Below are 20556 nucleotides of genomic sequence, written 5' to 3' on the forward strand. Positions count from 1 at the left end.
TATCAACAAGCGAAAATTTTAAAAAAACAGTAAATTGATTTAAACGTTTGTAACGTATCCACCAGAATTTTCCATGCAGGAAGACTATAAAAAAAAGGAACAGAGGGAGTTAATCAAAAAATTTGAAGCACTCCTTAAAAACAAACAGAGCTACTATTTCAACGAAGATGCTTTTCTGGAGATCATAGCATACTATCAGGAGCACGATAAATTGAAAATGGCAGCCAAGGCAACTAAAATTGCTTTGGAACAATACCCTTACAGCACAGATCTGGTAGCTGAAAGAGCCGACGTACTCATTAAGCTAAATGAGCCTGACCAAGCGATTGAAATTCTGGAAAACACCCTGATCTTTCAACCTAATGATCCCGACCTATTGCTGCAGCTAGGAACGATCATGGCCTTGCTTTCCAAATATGAAGCAGCCATTGAGAAATTCAGGATCGCCTTGATTTCCGCAGAGGAAAAAGACGAGGTATTGTACAACATTGGCCTTAGTTATCAGGGACTTCAGGATTATGCGAAAGCAATAGAAAGCTACAAAGAAGCCCTGGAACACAATGTAACGAATGAAGGTGTTCTTTATGAGCTGGCCTACTGTCTGGACCTAAATGGCGAATTAGAGCACAGCATAAAATATTATCAGGAATTCATCGATCGAGATCCTTATTCGGAGTTTGCCTGGTACAATCTGGGGATTGTTTTTAACAAGATCGGCGAAATCGATAAGGCCATAGAGGCTTATGAATTCGCCATTGCCATTGAAGACGGTTTTAGCAGTGCTCATTTCAATCTGGGAAATGCCTTCATGAATGCGGGCCGTTTCAACGAGGCCTTGAACGCTTACAATCGCACCCAGGAAATAGAAGGAGCAAGTGCTGAGATTTATTGTCATACTGGGGCATGCTATGAAAAAATGGAGACATTTGACCTGGCAGTGAAGTATTACCAAAAAGCCGTAAAGCTCGATCAACTCTACCATGAGGCCTGGTTTGGGCTGGGAGTTGTTTTGTCCATTCAAAAGAAATTTTATGAGTCAGTTCATTTCCTGACCAAAGCCACCAAGCTGGAACCTGAAAATGCCTTGTATTGGAAGTCACTGGCATATGCGGAAAATAGCACAGGTAACATCGTCTCTGCAATAGATGCTTACATTGAAGCGAGTGAGCTGGATCCCTCCGATCCTCAGACCTGGCTGGACTGGTCCGAGGTATATTACGAACAGGGAGACTATGAAAATGCCTACGCAATCGTAGAAGGTGGGCTCAACGAACTTCCAGACAACACCGAACTGCTGTATCGGAGTGTTGTTTATCTCGTATCTGCGAATCGATACAAAGAAGCATTTAGTAAACTGGAAATCGCGCTAATCCTTGATTTTGAGGGCCACACGTTGCTTTTTGATTTTTTTCAAAATCCCCAAACCCAGACAGCACTGTTCAGAATAATCGAGCAGTATCGAAAAAACGAACGCTAAGGGTTTCTTTTTAACCATAATTATTGATTTTTGGGGCTTCGTTTTTGAAAACCTATGAATTACGACCTATCGCAACTACCTGACAGGACCTCAAAACCTCGCAATACTGGTTTTACCATGGTCATGGACAAAGGCCTTTCACTTCGTGAAATGGAAGACATGATTGAGACCTGCGGTGAATTTGTCGACATCATCAAATTTGGATGGGCAACATCTTATGTGACACCCAAACTAAAAGAAAAGATTGCGCTATTGAAAGACGCTGGCATTCCTTTCTATTTCGGCGGAACATTATTTGAAGCTTTTGTCATTCGCAATCAATTGGACGATTACAGAAAAGTGCTGGACAAGTTCGGTGTGGAATATGCGGAAGTAAGTGATGGTTCTATCGAAATGAACCACGACGACAAATGCGAATACATCAGCCAACTCTCTGGTCAAGTCACGGTATTGAGTGAAGTTGGCTCTAAAGATGCCGCAAAGATCATACCTCCATACAAGTGGATCGAGCAAATGCGAACAGAACTCGAGGCTGGTGCATGGAAGGTGATCGGCGAATCTCGAGAAGCTGGTAATGTTGGTTTATTCAGGGATTCTGGAGAAGTCCGACAAGGACTAGTAGAAGAGATCCTGACTCAGATACCTTCAGATAAGATCATTTGGGAAGCCCCTCAGAAAGCACAACAAGTCTGGTTTATCAAATTAGTCGGATCCAATGTCAACCTGGGTAATATTGCGCCAAATGAAGTAATACCTTTGGAAACCATTCGCTTGGGTCTAAGAGGAGATACTTTTAGTCACTTCCTGGATAACGCTTAAGCCCTCATCAATATATGCAACCTTACCTGAGCTGGTTCTTGAAGGGCCTGGCAATGGGAGCTGCCAACGTGATCCCAGGTGTCTCTGGAGGCACCATCGCATTCATTACCAACATTTATGAACGGTTCATCAATGCCCTTAAAAGCCTTGATCTGGATGCGGTAAGCTTGCTCTTCAAAGGAAAAATCAAGGAATTGATCATAAAGATCGATTTCTGGTTCTTGCTGTCAGTACTTGGTGGTGTGGCCGTCAGTATTTTGAGTTTGGCCAAGCTGCTGGAATTCCTTTTCCTCAATTACGAGACATTAACGCTGGCTTTTTTCTTTGGATTGATCATCGCTTCGATTGTTGCGGTAGGATCTCAGATTGAGTCCTGGAACTCCTCAACTGTCGTTGCTCTGATCGTAGGAACAGCAATTGCGATCAGCATCGCATTTTTACCTCCGGCCAATGCTAATGATGCCATCTGGTACGTATTTCTATGTGGAGTGGTCGCTGTTTGCAGCATGATTTTACCCGGGCTTTCGGGTTCTTACATCCTGTTGCTTATGGGCAATTACATCCTCGTGCTGCAGGCAATTAGTGGATTTAAATTCAAAGTGATCATTCCAATGGCCGCGGGTTGCATTGTAGGCTTGCTACTGTTCTCAAGATTACTTTCCTATCTCTTCGCACACTACAAATCACAAACCATTGCTTTGCTGACAGGATTTGTTACTGGCTCACTGGTAATCATCTGGCCCTGGAAAACGGCTGAAACAATCACGATAGAAGATAAGGAAAAAGTAGTCGGCTATACGTGGGAAATGCCGGAACTGAATGGCGCATTTGCTATCGCATTCTTACTGATACTCATTGGTTTCGGACTAGTATTCTTCATTGAGCGCACAGGCCAGAAAAAACCAGCGAAGTAATCAAGTCAAAGACTCGATTATCTTAATGATCCTACGCTCCAGTGTTTCCGGCTTCTTAGCCTGGAGAATGCTGATCACTGCTTCTTTGCGTTTAGTAAAACTCAGGCCTTCAAATACTTCTTTCAGGCCTTCCCGCTGTAAACGACTGTCCAGTGACTCAGGAATAGTGACGGTCTTTTTCTTGCTATCGATTCCCGGATAGTCTGTACCTCTCCTTACTTCCTTTACCACAGCTCTTGGCCGAAACCTCAAAGTGGACCACTGCTCATTGATGGATACCTGACGAACGGCTATCCAATTTGCAGAGATAAATTGATCCCAACCATGATCTCTTCCCATATCCGTAGGAATTTTTGAGCTCCGCTTCGGGAATGCCACCCAGTGATTATCTGAAGATGGATCTTGAATAAATCCGGAGATCATGGCGCCAAGTTCTGCTTTGTGTCGAATAAACAACAGCACACCCCCTTGCTTATAATCATTGAAACTAACCTGCTGCTCCAAACCTTCTTCTTTTAAAGCTTCAGTCAAGTCCTCCGGGCAATTGACAACAAAAAAGTGCTGGAGGTCCTTAATTTGGAGTTTCTGAACAAGTCCCATTTACTATTAATCAAATAATACCGTGTAATTGGTGTCCGCCAATAACTTATTCTTATCCGGATCTTTATCCCACTCTGTAAGCCCATTAAAAAATGCCCGGATCGAGAAAAACATCAAAGCACCGTCCTGGATCTTGTATAAGGTGTAGTCAGGAACTACAAACGTCTTGTCCACCATCGCAATGGCACACCATCCTCCATATGCCGGCTCAAATTTTTCAGGGGATTGCTCGTATGTCTTTTTGTTTTCCTCAGAAGAAAAAAGCAAGTGGCGTCCATCAATTTCGATTAAAATATCAGAGCTTCCCTTTTTTGCTTCTCCAAGGAAATAACTTACCGGATCATATCCATCGAGCAAAACCTCTCCGTTTTCTACGGGATAGGCCTCTTGCGCTACCACAATACTTGAGCATATCAATAGCAAAAAAGTGAATAGGGATTTCATATATCTACGCATGTAATTTTTGACGTCAGTAAATTAAAAAGTTCAGGCTTTTGCAGCACTACTGGACAATTCCTTTGTGCGAATGAAATAGAGGTATTCCGCCAGAAAGAATGCTCCAAAACCACTAAATATGTGCCAAAGAAAGTGTGAGCCCATCGGTAAGATATTTGTTACTCGAAGGTCCATTTCTCTACACACCAATGATAAGATCAAAAAAGATACCGAAAGGATGATAAACTGCCCCTTTTCAAATTTTGTCTTTACCAGATAAAAGATCAAAGGAAAAAACACGAGGGTTCCTGCAATAAAATAGCTCAGGTTCGTTGCCATTTCCTCTGGAAATAGCTCATGCATTGCATAACGAAGGATAGTGCCCGGAATAACGATACTGACTGTTCCCCACCAATTGGGAATGATCTTCAACCAAAAATATACTCCAACTGAAAACATAAGAATTGCGGTAGGCAACACATCCATCAACAATAAGTATTCAGAATTCCGAAAAGCATGAAAAAGTGTACTTCCTGTGCCTCCCAAAATCAGAAGTGGTACACAATAAAAGATGAATGGATATTTCTTAACGTCTCCTTTGAGTTTCAAGGCCCAATAGACCGCAGGCAACACAATGGCCAGAGAAGAGAAGGCGTTCCACGGCTCACTGAATAAGATGGTCAGGTCTGTTTCTGCGTAGAAAGGACCTCCATCTGGTGCCAAACCGATATTTTCTTGCTCAGGAAGCATCTAATTTGAACTTGACATTGAAAAAATCTAGAAGATTAACGCTGTGTTACCTAAATATGTTGAAATCTCAGGAATTTAATTTAGCCCCTTTGTATTGTACTTGTCAATTTGAAATTTTATCCGGTGTTCTTTCTGGAATTTGCGGGGTTGAGGAAGTTCATTACTTTCGCTTATTCTAATAACTGAAAATGTTACAAACTCTTAGATTTCTGGTCTTTGTAGGAGGCCTTGTCATCATAGCACTAGGATTGGTGATCATGCTGCTAGAGAATGAACCCAAGTACGACGTTGAATATCTGGTGAATATTGAATTATTCCTGACCTTTGGCGTAGGATTATTATTGATCTTTTACATGGTGAGAAAAAGAGGAATCGGTGGGTAATGAGTGACCTCATCAAGATACTCTACGTGGATGATGAAGTGGGTAACTTAAACTACTTCAAGTCTGCGTTTAGACGAGAGTTTGAAGTACTTATTGCCGGTTCGGGAGCAGAAGGCCTGGAAATTCTCCAGGAAAACCCAGATATACCTGTAATTCTCACTGACCAGCGCATGCCCAAGATGACGGGTGTCTCATTTCTCATGAAATCCATGGAAATACTCCCAGAAGCCATACGCATTCTGGTAACAGGATTTTCGGACATGGAAACAGTGATCAATGCCATTAATCATGGCAACATCTATTACTTCATTCACAAACCCTGGTCGTATGATGAAATGCGAATCGTCATCCAAAAAGCTCTTGAAACGCATCAACTGCGGGTACAGAACAAAGAGCTTCAGATCATGGCTGAGCGAAAAGAGAAAGAACGCATCTCTTCGCAGCTGATCGCATTAAGAAATCAGATCAACCCCCACTTTTTATTCAACTGTCTGAACACCCTTCGGGCGATGATCCCTAACAATGAAAATGCGCGGCAGTTCATTAAGCACATGTCCTCCACCTATCGCTACATGCTGGATCATCAGGATTCCAATCTTTCTCATCTGGAGAATGAATTGAAGTTCGCAGAGGACTATATATACCTTCAAAAAGTACGTTTTGGCGAGGCACTGGACTATTCTGTCAACATTGAGAATGCACGAAGGGACTGGACTCTACCGTCAGGAGCCTTGCAACTTTTGGTGGAGAATACCATCAAACATAATGCTGCCAGTCGGAACAAGCCGCTTAAAATCGACATCTACGACGAAGAAAATTCCATAGTCGTCAAAAACAACTATCAACCTCGGCCAGATGGTGCCGAATCCATGGGCATCGGGCAATCCAACCTGGTAAAAAGGCTCGCTTTCTTCTCGGAAGCCGAACCGGAGTTTTATCAGGAAGGTGAGTTTTATTATGCCAAGGTTCCTTTATTGAAAAAAATATCATAACTTCCTCTCTGTCAAAAACACCGTATGTTTCAAGTAGTAATCATCGAAGACGAGCCTTTAGCTGCTCAAGATCTGGAGCAAACCCTCATTCAATTAGACGAGGAAATTCAAATCACAGCTAAGCTGGACAGTGTAGCTTCCGCCGTGGAGTGGTTCCAGAAGAATGATGCAGACCTGATCTTGTCAGATATACAATTAGGTGATGGTCTTAGTTTCGACATTTTCAGTAACGTAGAGACCAAGGCTCCCATCATCATTACCACTGCTTTTGATCAATACGCGATCAGAGCATTCAAAGAAAACAGTGTTGATTACCTGCTTAAACCGATCGACAAAGAAGAGCTTTCGACGGCTATCGATAAATTCAAAAGCTGGAAGCAATCACAAGAGGAATTTGATCTGGAAAACTTCCTGGATGCCTTAAAACCAGAAATCAGACCTACCTATCAGGAACGATTCATCGTCACTTTGGGTGAAAGGATCATCAGCATCCCGGAAGAGAATGTTGCCTACTTCTTCAGCGAAGACCGATACACTTATCTGGTCGAGAAAACAGGAAAACAACATATTCTAAATACCAATTTGGGAGATCTGGAAGGCACCTTAAATCCTAAGGACTTCTATCGTATCAATAGAAAATATATCATCTCTTACCGTGCCATCAAAAGCATGGTGGCTTACAGCAAGAGCCGCGTTAAGATCGACCTGGAGCCCGCACCGCCTAATTCCATGGAAGTAGTAGTCAGCGTAGAACGTTCAGGAGCTTTTAAAAGGTGGCTCAATAGATAAAAACTTTAGCCCCAACCATTTTTGGCATCACTATTGCTTAACATCAAGTATTAGTAGTGAAATACTAGTTAGGTTGTTTTGAGTTTTTTTGGTTGGTTGAAAAAAGCCCTTCTCTCGAAGGGCTTTTTTCTTATGCTTCTGTCTGTTGCAGGTTTTCGCGATATACGCGCATTTGGCTCACTGTCGTCTTCAATGTTTCCAAATGTCTGCTCGCCTCTCTGATGATCATTTTCTTCGGATTATCATTCTCGATCATGTGCTCAATGATCTGTGCCTGCTTTGCCAGAATTGTGAGCCCAAGTGATTTTAAGGTAGGCCGGTTTTTTCTCGTTAGCTGATAAACATCAATGACTTCCTGGTCAGTAAGTGCCCGCTCATAGGCCTTGTAATCATGCGTAACAGACTCAATGAACAGATCGAAAAATCGTCGCATCTTATCCTTGTCATCTTGTAAAATATTCTGTAGATATGACAAGGAAATCTCATCATTGGCTTTCTCTCGCATGGACAGATGTAATTCCATTTTCTTGTAGAATTCATCTGGCACAAATGGTTTAGTAAGAAAGTCATTCATCCCACATTGATAGACTCTATTCTGCACCTCTACCATAGCTGAAGCTGTCAATGCGATGACGGGTAGGTCCTGAAAATAAGCTGCTTCCTGTTCGCGGATCCAACCTATGGTTTCATAACCATTCATAATGGGCATTTGAATGTCCAGCAGGACGATATCCACCTGATGTTCCTTCAAAACCGCAATTCCCTCTTTCCCATTTTCAGCTTCCAGTACATTGAGTCCCCAGGACTCACAAAAGTCTTTGGCGATGACCCGATTGAAAATATTGTCTTCTATGATCAGGACACTGCCGTTCAGGCTTTCTTTTTTCTCTTCTTTGGAAGCCGATTGCTTCATATCAAGGCTGGAACCACGCCGCAACACCAGTTTAAAACGGAATACCGTGCCGGCCCCTCTCTCAGACTCTACTTCAATCTTACTGTCCATCAGTTCCAGCAGTCTCCGAGTGATAGAAAGGCCCAATCCTGAACCTCCAAAACGACGGGTGATAGACTTATCTGCTTGTGAAAAGACACCAAATATAGCCTCCTGATTTTCTTTTGAAATACCTATCCCCGTATCCTCAATCTCAAAAAGGATATGATCGAAATTATTGACCTTATCCAGTCGCTTACATCTGATGGTAACCTCTCCTCTTTCCGTAAACTTGATCGCATTATTGACCAGATTATGAAAGACCTGATTGAGCCTAACCTGGTCTCCCCAATAATTGGCTTTTAGCTTATCGTCGATTTCCAGCTTTAGCTGAATTCCTTTTTCCTCCGTAAGCGTTTCATAATTGACCCGGATCGCATCCAGCAATTCCCGCATATTGAATTCAGCATTTTCCAGCAGGATCTTACCTTCCTCGATTTTTGCAAAGTCCAATATATCCGTAACAATCGCCAGCAAATGATCACTCGACTTCTTCAGGATATTGAGCTTTTGTAATTGCTCTGGGGGTGGGTCTTTCTTTAGCAACAGATGGGTAGTTCCGATGATCCCATTCAACGGGGTTCTTACCTCGTGGGACATCATTGACAGGAAATCTGCCTTGGCCAATGAAGCCTCCTCAGCACTCTCCTTGGCACGCTCCAGCGATCGGTAAGCAGACTCCTTTGTCATTACGGACCCGAGCCAGTTGGCAAAGAGTCTCATGAATTCCCCTTCATGATCGCCAAACTTCTCGGTTCTGCCATTCGGAGATAGAAACTCCACCGCACCAAAGTATTCATCCGCCACTTTGATCGGAGCACCCAGATAAGATTGTACTTCCTGTGGGTGTTCACAACAAGGGTGCCCCGCATATTCGGCATCACTTTCTCGGTGAAAAAGCACCACGGATCGGCTTTGATAGGCTAAATGACTGTAAGTGTTTCCCAAGGGCTTTTTTACTTTGTCTGTCTTAATGATACTTTGCTGATCAGCGAGGTACTTGATTTCGTAAGTATCATCTTTGATCGAGCTGATGATCCCAACAGGCATATTCAGGTAATTGCAGATAGCTTGCAAGGCATCTTCCAGTAAGTCTGCCGTAGGTAACGACTTTACCGCCAGATCATTCAGCAAGCGAAGGCCAACTTGATAATTATAAATTCGCTCCTGCTCTTTGTGCTGTCGGGTTACATTCCGGCTAAACACGGACACACCGGTTACTTCCCCGGCATCACTCCAAATCGGCATGGCCGAACTATCCATAACAACAAGCTGATCGTCAATCTCGAACGTAATCTCCTGCGCGCACTTGGTGCCAGAAAGTGCTTTTAAAATAAATGCAAACTCATCTTCCCAGGTAGCGTTTACACGCTCTGGTTGAATTCTCGCTCCTATTCGGACTTCTAAACCAGTTCGCTGAACATGAAGGTTCTGAAAAACAGAATTGAAATAAATAAACCTCAAATCCTTGTCTACCGCCCAGACCGCATCTGTTGTATTCTCGATAAGCATACTGATCTTACCTTCCGTGCGTTTTCTTTCCGAAATATCTCGAGCGGAACTATGAAAGCCATTGATCTCCCCGTCTTCATCAAAGATCACACGGGTGTAGATCTCCATCCAGATGTATTCCCCGTTGTACTTTCTGATCCGGCATTCTACATTAGAAGAAGCATCACCTCCATTCACCATTTGACTCAGCCGCCCTTTCAATTCATCCCAATCATCCGGATGCATGAAATCTTTAGGAGCTTTCCCCAGTATCTCCTCTGGTGGGTATCCCATTTCTACCTGAGCAGCCTGTGAGATGTACTTATAGGTACCGTCTATGGAATGAACACCAATAACATCCCTGGAATTTTCTGAAAGTATTTTGTATTGATCCTCACTATCCTGAAGAGCTCTTCTCAACTCTTTTATTTCCGAAACCTGCCGTGCGACAGCCCTGATCTTGACCAACTTTCCTTCATGATAGTCCAGGGACACTTTCTGCGCAATCCTGATAGGATCTTTTCCTTTAGGTAGAATACGCATCTCATAGTAGCCTGACGTAGCCTTCGACTCAAATAAGGATTGATGATAGCGATCAACTTGTTCCAGGTCCTCGGGATGCACAAAATCAAAGGCTACTTTATCTGCCAACTCTTGTTCCGAATGACCAAGTAACTCACAGGTTTTGGCATTTACGAACAAATAATTCCCCCAGCTATCCAATTCATAAATGGCATCGTCCACTTTGTTGAGCAATTCCATGTGCTGCTCTTCTCTACGCAGGGCCTGCATCCTAGATCGATGCAATTTCAACTGATCAGAAATTTGTTGTGCGATGATCTGCAAGGACGTTTTTTGCTGTTCAGTCAACGATCTGGGTGAAGCATCTACCACACACAAAGTGCCCAATGCAAAACCCGATTGGTCATGAATGGGAATTCCGCAATAAAAAGAGAAAATCGGATATTGCTGTAGTAGTGGATTATCGAAAAAGCGCTCATCCTTGCGGGTATCCGGTACCTCGAGGAGCTCACCTTCCGGCAATTTAATGGTATGCGCACAAAGAGAAAGTGACCTTGGTAGTTCCGTAATCTCCGCACCAAAACAGGACTTCAACCATTGCCGATCTTCATCGATAAAAGAAATAGCGGACATCCTAACACCGCATACCGTAGCAGCCAAACGAGTTAAATTATCGTAGGCTGTCTCTTTTGCCGTATCCAATAGCTTGTAAGATCGCAGTTGAATTAGTCGTTCGGCTTCATTTTCCGGTGGTTCTGGAATCTTCATGCTTCCTTCTAATCTAGCTAAAGATATTGATCTTCTGCCATTTCGAAAGGCATCTTCGACAAGTCGCAGCTAAGTTTCGCTAAAACATCCTAAAAAATAAGTGAAAATCGCCTAAGCGCCTGAAAATAAAATCTAGATGACTTGCTGAATAATTACAGCCTCACCGGCAAATTGAAAGGTTTCTCCAGTTTGTTTTCCCTGCATGAGTGTGCCGATAGGTGTTACAGGGGAAATGCAGAAAAAAATTTGATCTGCTACGGTGATTTCTCCCAATGAAACGGAGATGAAATAATTCCTATCTTCTGTGTGTACGATGCTACCTAGTTCAACAGATGGAGACTCCTTATCAGGATTGATCATTTCCAGTGGCTTCTTGAGCTTGGCTACTTCGTTCATTTGAGATGCAAGTCGCTCCTTCTCCAGGTGCATCATGGCCCTACCGGTCTCATATTTATCTCCGGCGCTGCTTTTGGTTTCATTATTGGCAGAAGACTGGGCAGCTTTATCTAAAGCAATGAGGTTGTGGAATTTTTCGTCCACAACCTCTTTACAATGATCTAATAAAGCCTTTTTTAAAGCAAGACCTTCCAATTACAAGTCGAATTTAATGCCTTGTGCCAATGGCAATTCAGTAGAATAATTGATGGTATTGGTCTGGCGTCTCATATAAGCCTTCCATGCATCAGAACCAGATTCTCTTCCTCCACCGGTTTCTTTTTCTCCACCAAAAGCACCACCGATCTCCGCTCCTGAAGTACCAATATTCACGTTAGCTATCCCGCAATCAGATCCTTGATGTGAAAGGAAAAGTTCTGCTTCCCTCATGTTGGTGGTCATGATCGCCGAAGAAAGCCCTTGAGGCACATCATTCTGCATGTGAATGGCTTCATCCAGCTCATTGTATCGGATCAAATAAAGGATTGGTGCAAAGGTCTCATTACACACAATATCGTATTCGTTCTGTACTTCGTAGATCGCAGGTTTCACATAGCAGCCTGATTCATAACCTTCGCCACTAAGTACCTCGCCTTCAATGATGGCCTCACCACCTTCATTTTCAATTTTCTTCAAAGCACGCTCGTACATGGCTACTGCATCGGTATCGATCAGTGGGCCAACATGCATGTTCTCATCCAAAGGGCTACCGATTTTGAGTTGTGCATAGGCTTTTACCAAACGGTCACGTACCTGATCAAAAATATCATTGTGGACGATGAGTCTTCTGGTCGAAGTGCATCGCTGACCAGCTGTTCCTACGGCTCCAAAAACTGCACCGGGGATTACCAGATCCAGGTCCGCATTTTTAGAAACAATGATCGCATTGTTTCCTCCTAATTCGAGGATGGTTTTACCCAATCTGCGACCTACTGCTTCGCCAACAGCTTTTCCCATTCGGGTAGATCCTGTAGCTGAAACCAAAGGCACACGTCCATCATCAGCCATGCGCTTGCCTATTTCGGCATCGCCTACAACCAAACCGCAGATACCACCATCAACACCATTTGCTTCGAATACCTCCTGAGCGATATTCTGACAGGCTATGGCAGAGAGAGGCACTTTTTCGGATGGTTTCCAAACGCAAACATCTCCACATACCCAGGCGATGGCCGCATTCCAGGACCATACGGCTACCGGGAAGTTGAACGCGGAAATGATCCCCGTGATTCCTAAGGGATGCCATTGCTCATACATTCGGTGAGAGGGGCGCTCAGAATGCATCGTCAATCCGTAAAGCTGTCGGGAAAGCCCTACTGCAAAGTCGCAGATATCGATCATTTCCTGTACTTCACCCAGGCCTTCCTGCAGGGATTTACCCATTTCATAAGAAACCAACTTACCTAGTGGTTCTTTCTTCCTTCGGAGTGCCTCACCCAACTGACGAACAATTTCTCCTCTTTTAGGAGCAGGAACTAACCTCCATGATTTGAAAGCATTTTGTGCTGCCTCAATCACTGATTCATAAGCAGCCTCATCGGCCAATGTAACACTTGCGATTAGCTGACCATCAACGGGTGATCGGGATTCGATGGTAGCTCCACTTGAATTGAGCCATTTACCTCCAATGGCTGCGCCCTGATTATCAGGCAAAATATCAAGTTCTTTTAAGAAAGAGTTATCAACACTCATGGGTAAAAAAGTTGCAATTATAAATTTCGCGCAAAGCTAACCAAAGGCGAGCGGGTGATACATGTTATGACAAATAAAAAAACCGCTCCTCGATTGAAGAGCGGCCTCCTTAAGATGAAAAACTTTCACCGTCACCAACCTATACCATAAAAGGCTTTTTCACCGTCAGGATAATATCCTTCTATCAACATTCCCTCGCTCGAAGAACGTGCTAACGCCAATTTCAGATCTTCCAGGTCTTCTATCGGATCACGATTGATCTTCACAATCACGAATCCTTCTTTGACATTGGAATCTTTCCATTTTCCATCTCCAAGCGTTTCCAATCGGACGCCATTTTCAATTCCCAAATCTTCCTTCTCTTCACCTGTCAACTCGACAAACACAGCGCCTTCTGTAGAAAATACATCCACATTAGCAGCTACTACTTCTTCGGTGCCAAATGAATTCTTCAAAGTAGCTCGGGTAGTCTTTCGTCGACCATCCCGCAGGTAGGTCACTTCCACCTGATCACCAGGACGATTAAGTGCCACTTGCTCCTGTAACTCGGAAACACTGTTTACTTCACGGCCATCCACCGCTACAATAACATCTCCTACTTCAATTCCGGCATCCTCCGCCGAACTATTGCCCTGCACATTAGCCACATAAATTCCTTTTAATACTCCCAGGTCTTCCTGTTCCGACAACTCTGCATTTACCGTGACGATACTTACCCCAAGCAAGGCCCGTTGTACCGTCCCGAATTCCACCAAATCACGTGCTACTTTTTGAACCAAAGTCACGGGAACTGCAAATGAGTATCCTGCAAATGTCCCGGTAGGCGAAGCAATGGCAGTGTTAATCCCTACCAATTCACCTTTCAGATTGACCAATGCACCCCCACTATTACCAGGATTTACTGCTGCATCTGTTTGAATGAAAGCTTCAATAGACAGATTCGAACCACGATTTCTTGATCGAAGTATGTTGATACTTCTGGCCTTCGCACTCACGATACCTGCAGTTACTGTAGAGCGAAATTCGTAGGGGTTTCCCACCGCCAACACCCACTCTCCTATCAGAATATTGTCTGAATCACCCCATGAGATTCGTGGCAATCCACGTTCCTGGATCTTGATCACGGCTAAATCCGTTGTAGGGTCTACGCCTACTACATCTGCTATATAAGTACGATTATCATTGAGAAGCACTTCAATTTCATCGGCTTCTTCAATCACATGATTATTCGTAACGATATACCCATCTTCCGTGAAGATCACCCCTGAACCGGAGCCTCTGGAATAAGGCTGGTTATCCTGCCGTGGAGCGGGCTCTCCGAAATATCTCCTATAAAAATCCTCAAACGGATTGTCCGCGTTTCTGGACCTTGCCGAACTATAGGTCGTCCTGATGTGTACCACGGAAGGTGTAGAAAGCTTTGCAGCATGTACAAAATTCAACCCTCCCGATACTGCAATATCAGTTGTGTCAACGGTGTAATTCGTAAAGCTCACCGGATTTGGTGAAGTGTAGTTTACCGGTAGGACATCCTTACCTCCGTCAGTTCCTACAAAAATTGAGTATCCTGAAATGGCGATCACCCCACCCATTACTGAGGAAAAGATCATTGCCAATACTAAATTCCTTGTTTTCATTTATTTCGAGTTTATCCTTATAACGTCCCCTTCGGGATGGTGTTCCCGAGCGTAGTTGATTAGATTAACGTACGAAAGCCCTCCGGGTGTTCATGCTTAACATCATTTAACGAAAAAAGCGGGACTCTCATCCCGCTCCTCACTATTCAATCTATCACTCACTTATTACTTGATCGCAATGCTTCTTTTGGCGATTTTCTTCTCATCTTTTGGGATTGTGATACGCAAAACGCCATTCTCAAAAGAGGCGCTCACTGCCTCCTGATCAATATTATCAGGCAATTGGAACGATCGGGTGAAGGAACCGTAGCTACTTTCTACCGAACGATAATTCTTGCCATTATTTTCTTTTTCGAGTTTCCTTTCGCCACTTACAGTCAATCTTCCGTCATTGAGGTCGATGTTCACCTGATCTTTATTAACACCAGGGATATAAAAATCAATTTCGAACTGTTGATCAGTTTCGGCTATATCCACTTTAGGAGCGAATTGAGAAGGAGCTGTTCCTCCATTATAAATGTCCTCATTGAAAAAACGATCAACGAAACTTCTGAAAGTTACAGGTGAATAATTCGAGGGGTTATATTTAACTAATGCCATGATTCTTTTTGTTTAAGTCGAACATTAAATTCAGGAAGGCATTGATCGAATTCTGTGCCAACCCCAAAAACCTTTCATTTACAAGAATAAAACTGTCACTTTGGCATGTTTTGCAATTATTTACTGGATTTATATGTCATTTTGTCTTATACAGATTGTAAATTGGAATAAACTCAAACTTTGAAAAAAAATTCAGCAGCTTGTTTTGCAGATTCAATAGAGACCAAATACATTTGCAATCCTTTTCCGAGAGAAGCCCGGAAAAACAAATAAAAATTCCTCTTTAGCTCAGCTGGTTAGAGCATCTGACTGTTAATCAGAGGGTCCTTGGTTCGAGCCCAAGAAGAGGAGCCCATAAGCCGCGATTCGTCGTGGCTTTTTTTATGCATTCCAGCGAGAAGTTTATCCCGACGGATGGAAGGAAGCCCGGAAAGAGGAGCAATTAAGCCGGTTTTTACCAGTTTTATCTTGTATTTACACTTGGGGCACACGCCGGTTCGAGGGCTAGCCGTCCGCCCCAAGAAGACAAGCTCCTAGAAGACGGTTATTTTCAAAGAAATTCGAGGGTAGCTAACTTGCCGGACATGATGTAACAACCTCCGCCAGCCCTCAGGACGAAAGCGGCAGCGAACAGGAACTTATAGCAGGGTTTCTTTTATTTTAAGATATATGATCGTTGGATTGTTCTCCTCCAGAGACTTTCCTATCAAATCCTGGTAAACCCTGGAATTCTCATCTTTCAAGGCATTCGCTTTTTTCGTATCATTCTTTCGTGGAGCATTGATATAAAAATAGAAGCCGTCTTGATCTACTCCTATAGGGCCTATCAAATAGTTTGTCCATGTTTCGTCCAGACTAAATTTCTTTAGCACCATATCCTGCTGCTTAAGGTAAATGCCGAACCCTCCACCTTTTGGATCCGCATGACCAAATGCGAGCGCATGCCGATTTTCATAGAACTGCTCCGAAAGAAATGAGGTCTTAAATTCGTGCATGGATGCGATAAATGCATCAATATCCTCCTTCCGTCCTTCGGGCCAGGTTGTGCTTCCAAAATCAAAAGTATACTTCTTGTATGGATTGCCCGATTCATTGAGAAAGTAGATATTCGGATCCGCAACGTTACTGTACAGCAACCCGTTGTGACCTTCCCTCAAACCTCCTGTCATGGCGAAACTCACCGGGTAATTCTCTTGATCATAAGGAAATAGCTCCTGGACTAAACTACTATTCGCATCCAAAATCTTCAGGTTGTGAGTGTCAGAGTTAAAGCCTACGTATGTGGCATAATTGAGGCCCAGTTTTCTGAAGTATTGGGGATACTGATCTCTAAATCTCATCGCAGACAAAAACTGACCATCATGGTCATATGAGATCAAAGAAATGCTTCGATTGTCCAAAACGTGAATGCCATCTTTGTCTGCCTGAAGGTCCGTCGGCATTAAGTACTCTCCTGGTCCTGTGCCTCTGCTCCCGACAATCCCGAGATATTCGCCTTCATCGCCATAAATACTTACAGTCTTTTTTTTATCATCCAGAATATAGTAGCGCTCTGAAAACACTTCTAACCGACTGATCTGTGCCAGTAAGTTGTCTGACGTTTCGAGTGGAATTGCATCAACCTCAAAATATGAATGCAATGAATTAGCCCCAACATCACCTACATTGATGAGAATGGGGTCCGGCACCTCTGAAAATGTCCTCGTATCTTTTGTACTGCACCTACTTACGCAAAGCACTATAGCTACCAATATTAACAAGGAGCTTGTGGCCGGCACCAGCTTATGATTAGTTTTATACATTGAATTCATTGTCCTGACTTTTTCAAACTTTGAGGTAGCATCTATATGGCCTTCCTAATTCCCCCAGGAATGATAAATCGTGGCCACTGCACAGTCCGAATATACGGTTTGAGTTGAATTTAGACTCTTAATATGGACTTCACCACGTATGTCGGGGTTTTTGCATTTATAATCGATGGACGAGAAGTTTATCCCGATGGATGGATGAAAGCCCAGGAAGAGGAGTAACTAAATTCCATTTATCAGCAGCCTCAGGTACTACTATTTTCCAGCATCAATCCGGAATGATACGCTGTATTGATGCAATAAACAGCACGAACTAAGTGTCACTACCCTGCATTTCAGAAACATCTTCACAGAATAATATACCGTCGCTCACTCAAAGGGTTATCTGATATTTTGCGGAGTTTTATAACAAAGCACCATGCAGTCAGTTAACTTAATATTTACTGACATCACATGCATGTCAGGTAAACGACGAAAATCGCGCTTTTGTCGAAAACACAGATTGCTACTGAATGACCGTAAGGCTAATGAATATCATAAAAAATGTTCATCTTGTGAGCAACAAATGCCTCCACTTTAAGCAAGAAACACCCTGTGGTTAACATGACCTTTTGATTGATCCCATTGAATTATATATATTTGATTATCAGTATTTTATGAGATATTAATTAAAAATAACACTCCTCATTCAAGACATTCACGTATTCAATTCACATTTAATTGCGACCATTTTTTGCAATGATTCAACCATCCTTTAATACAATCTAACGTAGCCTTTTCGCCACGTGACTTATTGCCACAAATACTTTTAGAATTCATCATTTGATAGTATTTTAGAGGGATATTTATCATTTGATGGTAGATATACTAGAGGTCACAACCACAAGAAAGAAATGAAACACCACCGCTATTTATCCATCCCTACGATCTTCCTGATCGTTCTCACTGTATTTGTTTCGTGTCAAGAATCAACACAGGTAAGCACATTAGATCAACAGAATGATCAAGCCCTGTTGAATACAGCATTAGCCCAAGCTGATCAATATGTTTCCGATCTGGAAGCTACGGTTCCTGAAGTGTCCCGGTCTGAATGGGAAAAACCTGATGTCTTGTGTATTCTATACAAATTTAAAAATGGCAATGGGAATAATGGGAGAAAATTACTCTACAATGCCTGGGATGAACGTAGACAAGGGTACATTGAAGTTACGGAAGAAGAAGTTACGGCAATCGTCAAACCCAATACGATCATTTGTCACTTCAGAGGCAGTGGTTTATTAGCACTCAATGCCATCGAGTTCGATGAAGCTTCACGTAACATGATTGGCGCTGCAAATAATTTTGAATATTGGAGAAATTACTGGTGGATCACCTTTATTCCTCCTTCCGTACCAGAAGACGTGACACTCAAGTACGACATTGTTTACGATATCAGAAACGATGGTGAAGGTCCGATCCGACTGGACCCAAAAGTTGTTGTCGTACCTCCATCAATATAAAATGTTGACCATCGCTAATGCGAATTGTAGTCAGCCTCTATCTTTTTATTAGTGTAGTTACTGTTGGATTATCACAAAATCAATCCAGGGCCGACAGTGTTAGAAAGTTAGTAGAAGAGGGCAGTCTTGACAAAGAACAAGCCCTCATATCGCATCTTATTTTATCTGAGAACACTAGTTCACCTGAAGAAATGATTTCTTCAAGTGAGAAAGTTCTGGAACTTGCAAGACAACTTCAAAACGAAGAGTACATCATTAGGGGATTCTTGAGGTTAGGAGTTGGTCAGAGGCTACAGGGCAATTTAAGACTTGCACTTACATCATTATTCGATGGAGCCAATGTAGCTTCTGAGAAAGAAAAATATACTTCTCTTTTAGGCACAATTTACGCTGAAATTTCGACCTGCTACACGTTAAATGGTGATTCGGAAAATGCACTATTATATGGCTCCAAGACCATCCAAATTTTAAGAAGTCTTGGAAAGACGAATCAACTTGCACTTACCCTCCTCAATTTCGGGTACGATTACTATCTGATTGAGAACTATGATTCGGCCATGGCTTATTACAATGAATCAGAATCCATTCTTCAGGAAAGCGACATGACATTGGGGTTGGCTTATGTGATCGGAAATCGATCTTTGGTGTTTTGGAAACAAGGCAACAATGAGATCGCTAAGAAAGATTTATTCAAAGCCATCGATATGCTCGAACCTCTTGGAGACCGATATGGTGTGGCAGATTATTACAATCAATTGGGCAACATTTTCCAGGAAGAAGGAGATGAAATAGAGGCGATCAAATTCACAACTAAAGGATTAGAACTGGCGAAAGAAGAAGGACTTAAAGAACAAGTTAGAGATGCTTCTTTTCTATTATTTCAACTGAATCGCAGTGTTGGCGAACATGAATTGGCTGCAGACTATCTGATTCAGCACTACGCCTATCGAGACAGTATTCAAAACCTGGAAACTACTCAGGAAATCGCGAATCTGCGGACAGAGTTTGAAGTAGGCCAGAAGCAAGGCGAAGTTGATCTCTTGCTCCAACAACGACGTAGCAATCAAATGATCATGGTGATCGGTGGCATCACCTTGTTTATCGTGATTTGCCTGGTGATCATTGTCTTTATCTATTATAAGACCAAGGTAAAGTTGAATACACAACTGGAAGAGCAGAAAAACTCGCTCATCTCACTTAACAATACGAAGGATCGGTTTTTCTCGATCATTTCTCATGATCTACGCGGACCTGTAGGTGTATTGAGTGGTCTAGTCAGCATCACGAAGTATTTCATCGATGATAAGAAAACGGATCAGCTCCGGGAGATGATGGATAAAATGGAGCACTCTGTTGACCGATTGGTAAAATTGCTGGACAACCTGCTGCATTGGGCACTCCAACAACAAGGGCACTTCCCTTATGTGCCGGACTCTTACAGCGTAAAATCCTTACTCTCAGATGCACAAGACATCTTTACCGACATGGCCGCTTCTAAAAACATCCAACTCGATGTGAACGTGGCCGAAGATTTTGATATCTACGTTGATAAAAACACTTCGTCTGCTATCTTCAGAAACCTACTGAACAATGCGATCAAGTTCACCCCAAAAGGTGGAACAGTTTCGGTGACCGCTGAACTAAATGGCTCGCATATGGGGCACATCATGTTTCAAGACAGTGGCGTTGGTATGCCTAAGGATAAAGTACAACACTTGTTCGAACTTAATGAGGGCAAATCAACAAAAGGTACTTCCGGGGAATCCGGACTTGGACTGGGCTTACAATTAGTCAATGACTTTGTTAACATCAACAAAGGACAAATCGCCGTGGCCAGTACTGTTGGTCAAGGCTCTACTTTCACCGTGGAACTGCCACTTCACCAGCAATAAGACGTATCCACCTCTCCAACACTTGTTTCTAAACATTTCCTGTCACCTTGGAGTTATTGGAG

Annotated in this window: 17 protein-coding genes and 1 tRNA gene; 9 read left to right on the forward strand and 9 right to left on the reverse strand. The window is 42.9% G+C overall.

All coding sequences use genetic code 11. The annotated features are described in order from the left end of the window. Positions 1–73 precede the first annotated feature (73 nt). Genes R8G66_17330 through R8G66_17340 form a run of 3 tightly spaced genes read left to right on the forward strand, consistent with a single transcriptional unit; the run spans position 74 to position 3210 of the window. Positions 74–1477, forward strand: a complete 1404-nt coding sequence (locus R8G66_17330; GenBank protein ID MDW3194140.1) for a tetratricopeptide repeat protein — start codon at positions 74–76, stop codon at positions 1475–1477. A gap of 54 nt (positions 1478–1531) precedes the next feature. After that, positions 1532–2296 carry a phosphosulfolactate synthase gene (locus tag R8G66_17335; protein MDW3194141.1) on the forward strand — a complete coding sequence of 255 codons (765 nt, stop codon included), beginning with the start codon at positions 1532–1534 and terminating at the stop codon, positions 2294–2296. A 14-nt stretch (positions 2297–2310) separates the two neighbouring features. Then, positions 2311–3210 carry a DUF368 domain-containing protein gene (locus R8G66_17340; protein ID MDW3194142.1) on the forward strand — a complete coding sequence of 300 codons (900 nt, stop codon included), beginning with the start codon at positions 2311–2313 and terminating at the stop codon, positions 3208–3210. Here the strand turns inward: R8G66_17340 and R8G66_17345 are convergent, their stop codons facing one another. Genes R8G66_17345 through R8G66_17355 form a run of 3 tightly spaced genes read right to left on the reverse strand, consistent with a single transcriptional unit; the run spans position 3211 to position 4995 of the window. Then, on the reverse strand, positions 3211–3810 hold the full coding sequence (locus R8G66_17345) for a YdeI/OmpD-associated family protein (GenBank protein MDW3194143.1): 600 nt from the start codon (positions 3808–3810) through the stop codon (positions 3211–3213). Between the two features lie 6 nt (positions 3811–3816). After that, positions 3817–4254, reverse strand: coding sequence for a YHS domain-containing (seleno)protein (locus tag R8G66_17350; protein ID MDW3194144.1), 438 nt, complete (start codon positions 4252–4254; stop codon positions 3817–3819). Between the two features lie 42 nt (positions 4255–4296). Then, positions 4297–4995 carry a hypothetical protein gene (locus R8G66_17355; protein ID MDW3194145.1) on the reverse strand — a complete coding sequence of 233 codons (699 nt, stop codon included), beginning with the start codon at positions 4993–4995 and terminating at the stop codon, positions 4297–4299. A gap of 188 nt (positions 4996–5183) precedes the next feature. On the opposite strand from R8G66_17355, the gene R8G66_17360 reads away from it, so the two are divergent. The 3 genes from R8G66_17360 to R8G66_17370 are packed head-to-tail and all read left to right on the forward strand — an operon-like array spanning position 5184 to position 7159. Continuing rightward, a complete protein-coding gene (locus R8G66_17360; GenBank protein MDW3194146.1) occupies positions 5184–5378 on the forward strand; it encodes a hypothetical protein in 195 nt (64 codons plus the stop codon). Continuing rightward, positions 5378–6370: a histidine kinase gene (locus tag R8G66_17365; GenBank protein ID MDW3194147.1), complete on the forward strand. Its 993-nt coding sequence runs from the start codon at positions 5378–5380 to the stop codon at positions 6368–6370. The genes R8G66_17360 and R8G66_17365 overlap by 1 nt, the downstream gene beginning before the upstream one ends. Before the next feature lie 24 nt (positions 6371–6394). Further along, positions 6395–7159 carry a LytTR family DNA-binding domain-containing protein gene (locus tag R8G66_17370; GenBank protein MDW3194148.1) on the forward strand — a complete coding sequence of 255 codons (765 nt, stop codon included), beginning with the start codon at positions 6395–6397 and terminating at the stop codon, positions 7157–7159. 130 nt (positions 7160–7289) lie between these two features. Here R8G66_17370 and R8G66_17375 read toward each other — a convergent pair whose 3' ends face one another. The 5 genes from R8G66_17375 to R8G66_17395 all read right to left on the reverse strand — a co-directional run bounded on the left by R8G66_17375 (position 7290) and on the right by R8G66_17395 (position 15295). Continuing rightward, positions 7290–10931 carry a PAS domain S-box protein gene (locus R8G66_17375; GenBank protein ID MDW3194149.1) on the reverse strand — a complete coding sequence of 1214 codons (3642 nt, stop codon included), beginning with the start codon at positions 10929–10931 and terminating at the stop codon, positions 7290–7292. Positions 10932–11063: 132 nt separating this feature from the next. Then, positions 11064–11522 (reverse strand): 3-oxoacyl-ACP synthase, encoded by a 459-nt coding sequence (locus R8G66_17380; protein MDW3194150.1) that lies wholly within the window; start codon positions 11520–11522, stop codon positions 11064–11066. After that, on the reverse strand, positions 11523–13058 hold the full coding sequence (locus tag R8G66_17385; protein MDW3194151.1) for an aldehyde dehydrogenase family protein: 1536 nt from the start codon (positions 13056–13058) through the stop codon (positions 11523–11525). It abuts the gene before it with no gap. A gap of 131 nt (positions 13059–13189) precedes the next feature. Continuing rightward, a complete protein-coding gene (locus R8G66_17390) occupies positions 13190–14695 on the reverse strand; it encodes a Do family serine endopeptidase (protein MDW3194152.1) in 1506 nt (501 codons plus the stop codon). A 165-nt stretch (positions 14696–14860) separates the two neighbouring features. Continuing rightward, on the reverse strand, positions 14861–15295 hold the full coding sequence (locus tag R8G66_17395) for an Hsp20/alpha crystallin family protein (GenBank protein ID MDW3194153.1): 435 nt from the start codon (positions 15293–15295) through the stop codon (positions 14861–14863). 277 nt (positions 15296–15572) lie between these two features. Here R8G66_17395 and R8G66_17400 point away from each other — a divergent pair. Beyond that, positions 15573–15646, forward strand: a tRNA-Asn gene (locus R8G66_17400). A gap of 287 nt (positions 15647–15933) precedes the next feature. Here the strand turns inward: R8G66_17400 and R8G66_17405 are convergent. Continuing rightward, positions 15934–16983, reverse strand: coding sequence for a 6-bladed beta-propeller (locus tag R8G66_17405; protein ID MDW3194154.1), 1050 nt, complete (start codon positions 16981–16983; stop codon positions 15934–15936). A gap of 1013 nt (positions 16984–17996) precedes the next feature. On the opposite strand from R8G66_17405, the gene R8G66_17410 reads away from it, so the two are divergent. Together R8G66_17410 and R8G66_17415 are read left to right on the forward strand one after the other, a co-directional pair. Beyond that, on the forward strand, positions 17997–18602 hold the full coding sequence (locus R8G66_17410) for a hypothetical protein (protein MDW3194155.1): 606 nt from the start codon (positions 17997–17999) through the stop codon (positions 18600–18602). A 17-nt stretch (positions 18603–18619) separates the two neighbouring features. Then, complete coding sequence (locus tag R8G66_17415) at positions 18620–20494, forward strand: tetratricopeptide repeat-containing sensor histidine kinase (protein MDW3194156.1); 1875 nt, start codon at positions 18620–18622, stop codon at positions 20492–20494. The last annotated feature ends 62 nt before the right edge of the window (positions 20495–20556 follow it).

The organism is Cytophagales bacterium, from assembly GCA_033344775.1.
GTDB lineage: Bacteria > Bacteroidota > Bacteroidia > Cytophagales > Cyclobacteriaceae > JAWPMT01.

Excerpts from the sequence above, each read along its gene's own strand:
- R8G66_17360 (MDW3194146.1), top strand. The coding sequence starts at position 5,184 with ATGTTACAAACTCTTAGATTTCTGGTCTTTGTAGGAGGCCTTGTCATC.
- R8G66_17410 (MDW3194155.1), top strand. The coding sequence starts at position 17,997 with ATGAAACACCACCGCTATTTATCCATCCCTACGATCTTCCTGATCGTT.
- R8G66_17395 (MDW3194153.1), bottom strand. The coding sequence starts at position 15,295 with ATGGCATTAGTTAAATATAACCCCTCGAATTATTCACCTGTAACTTTC.
- R8G66_17365 (MDW3194147.1), top strand. The coding sequence starts at position 5,378 with ATGAGTGACCTCATCAAGATACTCTACGTGGATGATGAAGTGGGTAAC.
- R8G66_17330 (MDW3194140.1), top strand. The coding sequence starts at position 74 with ATGCAGGAAGACTATAAAAAAAAGGAACAGAGGGAGTTAATCAAAAAA.
- R8G66_17390 (MDW3194152.1), bottom strand. The coding sequence starts at position 14,695 with ATGAAAACAAGGAATTTAGTATTGGCAATGATCTTTTCCTCAGTAATG.
- R8G66_17340 (MDW3194142.1), top strand. The coding sequence starts at position 2,311 with ATGCAACCTTACCTGAGCTGGTTCTTGAAGGGCCTGGCAATGGGAGCT.
- R8G66_17345 (MDW3194143.1), bottom strand. The coding sequence starts at position 3,810 with ATGGGACTTGTTCAGAAACTCCAAATTAAGGACCTCCAGCACTTTTTT.
- R8G66_17375 (MDW3194149.1), bottom strand. The coding sequence starts at position 10,931 with ATGAAGATTCCAGAACCACCGGAAAATGAAGCCGAACGACTAATTCAA.
- R8G66_17355 (MDW3194145.1), bottom strand. The coding sequence starts at position 4,995 with ATGCTTCCTGAGCAAGAAAATATCGGTTTGGCACCAGATGGAGGTCCT.
- R8G66_17335 (MDW3194141.1), top strand. The coding sequence starts at position 1,532 with ATGAATTACGACCTATCGCAACTACCTGACAGGACCTCAAAACCTCGC.
- R8G66_17370 (MDW3194148.1), top strand. The coding sequence starts at position 6,395 with ATGTTTCAAGTAGTAATCATCGAAGACGAGCCTTTAGCTGCTCAAGAT.
- R8G66_17415 (MDW3194156.1), top strand. The coding sequence starts at position 18,620 with ATGCGAATTGTAGTCAGCCTCTATCTTTTTATTAGTGTAGTTACTGTT.
- R8G66_17350 (MDW3194144.1), bottom strand. The coding sequence starts at position 4,254 with ATGAAATCCCTATTCACTTTTTTGCTATTGATATGCTCAAGTATTGTG.
- R8G66_17385 (MDW3194151.1), bottom strand. The coding sequence starts at position 13,058 with ATGAGTGTTGATAACTCTTTCTTAAAAGAACTTGATATTTTGCCTGAT.